Source organism: Tardiphaga sp. (genome assembly GCF_044340795.1).
GTDB lineage: Bacteria > Pseudomonadota > Alphaproteobacteria > Rhizobiales > Xanthobacteraceae > Tardiphaga.
On the sequence record NZ_JBIISY010000384.1, the window covers coordinates 1 to 3876 of the forward strand.

The window sequence follows — 3876 nt, forward strand, 5'->3', positions numbered from 1 at the left end:
GCGCCATTGCGCGCACGGCCGGGCGATGACAGTCACGTTCACGGTAATCACACCCGCATCGGCATCAGCACATACAAGGCGCCCTTGTTGTCCTTGTCCTGCACCAGCGTCGGCGAACCCGGGTCGGCCAGACGCAGCACCGCGACCTCGCCCTCGATCTGCGCGGCGATGTCGAGCAGGTAGCGCGAGTTGAAGCCGATATCGAGCGCGTCGGAGGCGTATTCGACCTCGAGCTCTTCCGTTGCGCTGCCCGAATCCGGATTGGTCACCGACAGCACCAGCTTGCCGGCAGACAAAGCCAGCTTCACGGCGCGGCCGCGTTCGCTGGAGATGGTCGAGACGCGGTCCACCGCATTCTCGAAATCCTTCTTGTCGATCACCAGTTCCTTGTCGTTGTTCTGCGGGATCACGCGGCCATAGTCGGGGAAGGTGCCGTCGATCAGTTTCGAGGTCAGAACCACATTGCCAAGAGTGAAGCGAATCTTGCCCTGCGACAGCTCCACGGTGATCTCGGCTTCGGTGTCCTCGATCAGGCGCTGCACCTCGCCCACGGTCTTGCGCGGCACGATCACGCCCGGCATGCCCTCGGCGCCCTTCGGCTGCTTGAGGTCGATCTGTGCCAGGCGATGGCCGTCGGTGGCGACGCCGCGCAGCGTCGCGGCGGCCGCGGTGCCGGCAGCGTGCAGATAGATGCCGTTCAGGTAATAGCGGGTCTCTTCCGTCGAGATCGCGAACTGCGTGCGATCGATCAGGCGCTTGATGTCAGAGGCCGGCAGCGAGAAGGTATGCGTCATCTCGCCTGCGGCAAGATCCGGGAAATCGTTCTCCGGCAGGGTCTGCAGGGTGAAGCGGGAGCGACCGGCGCGGATCGCCATCACCGAACGATCGCCATCGGCTTCGAGCACGATCTGCGAACCGTCCGGCAGCTTGCGGACGATGTCGTAGAACATATGCGCTGGCACCGTGGTGGAACCGGCGGTGCCGGTCTCGGCAGCGAGGGTCTCGGTGACTTCCAGATCGAGGTCGGTGGCCTTCAGCGAAAGCTGGGCGTTCTCGGCGCGGATCAGCACGTTGCCGAGGATCGGAATGGTGTTGCGGCGTTCGACCACGCGATGGACGTGGCTGAGCGACTTGAGGAGCTGCGCGCGTTCGACGGTGACCTTCATAACAAATCGCCCGATTATCCGATGGAGGTTTCCTGGCAGCCGGAACGGCGCCGCGGGGACCGCAAGGTGACGGTAAAGGACGGAAAGCGCAAGGGATTTTGGGATGAATTGATGTGCAGCTCCCCACGTTTATGGTCACATGGGCGTCGTCAAGCGGCTATGCCTTAGACCAGAAAGCATAACTCCGTCATGACCGGGCAAAACATCTGCCCTGGCCGTTCATGCCTTCAATTGCATCATGGCGTAAGCGCCCGGCGCGAGGCCGAACACGAAGCTATATGTCGTTGGCAATCAGCGCCCGTTGACGTGGCGGGCATCACGAGATCAGAAGCCCGCCGCGCTATCGCACGATGCCCTCGACCTTGCGGATCAGGGGCAGCGAGAAGTCGATGAAGGAACGGATCAGGGGGCGCAGGAAGCGCGCCGAGGGATAGGTGAGATATAGTTCCGACGGTTCGATTTCGTGGCGAGGCAGAACCCTGACCAGCGATCCGCTTTCCAGTTCAGACGAGACCAGCAGTACCTGGGCGGTGCCCACGCCGTGACCGGATTTCACCGCATCCAGCAGCACGGTTGTGCTGTTGGTGCGTAGCACCGGCTTGAGGCGTAGCCGGGAGGTGCTCTTGCCCGCGATCAAGGCAAGGGTGCCGTTATCGGACAGCGACGCATCGGTTACGATCATCGCAGTATCGGCGAGGGAAGCGACGCTCTTGAACGGGCCATGTTCGGCGACGAATGACGGAGCGGCGACCAGGATGCGCCGGCTTGATCCGATCCGTTTCGCCACGACGTTACGATCCGATGGGCGCCCCAGCTGTATCGCAAGGTCCACATTCGCATGGATGAGGTCGATGGCGCTGTTGTGCAGTATCAGGTCGATGGACACGCCGGCATGCTTTCGCTGGAACGCCATGGCAATCCGCGCCAGATGCCGTTCCCCGATGCAGCCGGGTGCATGCAGGCGCAGTCGTCCCACATGGCCGATCCTGTCCCGTTGCACGTTGTCGATCGCCTGGTCGATGGTCTGCAATGCGGCGCCCGATGCCTTGTAGAGACGCAGCCCGTCTGCGGTTGGGCGCATGGCGCGGGCGCTTCGTTCCAGCAGGCGGCTTCCGGTGTGGGTCTCGAGCTTGACGAGCAGCTTGCTCACCGCAGGCTGGGAGATTCCAAGATCGCGCGCCGCAGCTGTCAGTGAACCTCGCTCGACGATCCTGGCGAATGTTCTCAACGCAAATGTCAGGTCCATGAATAACCATCGGTTATGATTGCCATTCCATTGATGCGATGGACCAGGCAAGCGCTCCGTTCTACCCCCGATGCACCCTAGATATCAGCCCCGGTGATGAACAGTGCAGCGTCGAACATTCATAACGCATTCGCTTGGTGCAGCGGTTGCCTCCGCCGTTTCATCGGCATCGCTTGCCGCTCCGGAAGCAGTCGCGCGCACGGGGCTGGCCGATCCGTCCCTGCTGCCACCGGGTGCCCGCAGCCGGTCGGCCGAGGTCAATGGCATCCGCATGCATTATGTCGAGGCCGGTTCCGGGCCGGCCGTCATCCTGCTGCATGGCTGGCCGCAGACCTGGTTCGCGTGGCGCGACACCATCGCCAGCCTGTCGTCGTGGTTTCGCGTCATCGCTCCCGATCTGCGTGGCACCGGCCTGTCGGAGCGCGCCGCGTCTGGCTACGACAAGCAGACCATCGCAACGGACATTCGCCACCTGATCACGCAGGTGGGGCTCGCGAAGGCGCATGTGGTCGGCCATGACATGGGCGGCAAGGCAGCCTTCGTCCTCGCTAAGCTGCATCCTGAATGCGTCGATCGGCTGGTCCTGGTCGACTGCCTCATTCCCGGCACCGAAGTCACCGACGCGCTGAAGGGGGGAGCGTGGCACTACGGTTTCCATATGGCTCCCCAGATCCCGGAAATGCTGACCAAGGGGCGAGAACGCGCCTATATCGCCGCCCAGATCCGCAACTGGTCATTCCGAAAGGATGCGGTTGGCGATCGGGCCATCGACGAATTCGCCAGCCACTATGCGTCGGACGGCGGCATGACCGCCGGATTCAATTTCTACCGCGAGCTGCGAAGGGACGCCGAGCTTGTGTCTGGTTTGCAGTCGCGCAGGCTTGCAATGCCTGTGCTGACCATCGGCGGCGAGCATAGTGCCGGCACGCGACTGGCCGACGCGGTCCGGGATCACGCGGACAATCTGCGTGAACTCATCGCGCCGGGGAGCGGTCATTTCGTCGCGGAAGAAGCGCCTGACTTTTTTCGCGTGTCGTTGACGCAGTTTCTATCGGGCGGCTGACAATTAAGAACGCTGCCGCCAGTTCGTAGCGCGGATGGAGCGAGTTTCAATCCGGGGACTGGCGCTTGCGCCATCTCGACATCCCGCACGACGCTTCGCTCCATCCGGGCGATAGACTACCGCCCTTACTCCGCCAGCTGGCGCTTCAGGCTATCGACCTCGTCCTGCAACGTCGTGTCCTTGCCGACCAGTGCCTCGATCTTGCGCACCGCATGCAGCACGGTGGTGTGATCGCGGCCACCGAAGCGGCGGCCGATTTCCGGCAGCGAGCGCAGGGTCAGTGTCTTGGCGAGATACATCGCCACCTGACGGGGGCGCACCACATTGGCGGTGCGGCGCGAGGACAGCAGGTCCGAGCGGCTGACATTGTACTGCCGCGCCACGACACGCTGGATGTCCTC

The 3876-nt window shown here is 63.1% G+C and carries 4 protein-coding genes; 1 reads left to right on the forward strand and 3 read right to left on the reverse strand.

All coding sequences use genetic code 11. From position 1 onward, the window contains the following. Positions 1-47: 47 nt before the first annotated feature. Both dnaN and ACIQ17_RS31835 read right to left on the reverse strand, forming a co-directional pair. The gene (dnaN, locus tag ACIQ17_RS31830; RefSeq protein ID WP_398473523.1) at positions 48-1166 is read right to left on the reverse strand and encodes a DNA polymerase III subunit beta; all 1119 of its coding nucleotides are present in this window, start codon (positions 1164-1166) and stop codon (positions 48-50) included. A gap of 340 nt (positions 1167-1506) precedes the next feature. Continuing rightward, positions 1507-2412 (reverse strand): LysR family transcriptional regulator, encoded by a 906-nt coding sequence (locus ACIQ17_RS31835; protein ID WP_398473524.1) that lies wholly within the window; start codon positions 2410-2412, stop codon positions 1507-1509. A 103-nt stretch (positions 2413-2515) separates the two neighbouring features. Here ACIQ17_RS31835 and ACIQ17_RS31840 point away from each other — a divergent pair, with 103 nt between their 5' ends. Then, complete coding sequence (locus ACIQ17_RS31840) at positions 2516-3475, forward strand: alpha/beta fold hydrolase (RefSeq protein WP_398473526.1); 960 nt, start codon at positions 2516-2518, stop codon at positions 3473-3475. 125 nt (positions 3476-3600) lie between these two features. Here ACIQ17_RS31840 and ACIQ17_RS31845 read toward each other — a convergent pair. Then, a partial coding sequence (locus ACIQ17_RS31845; protein ID WP_398473527.1) for a helix-turn-helix domain-containing protein occupies positions 3601-3876 on the reverse strand: 276 nt, incomplete at its 5' end.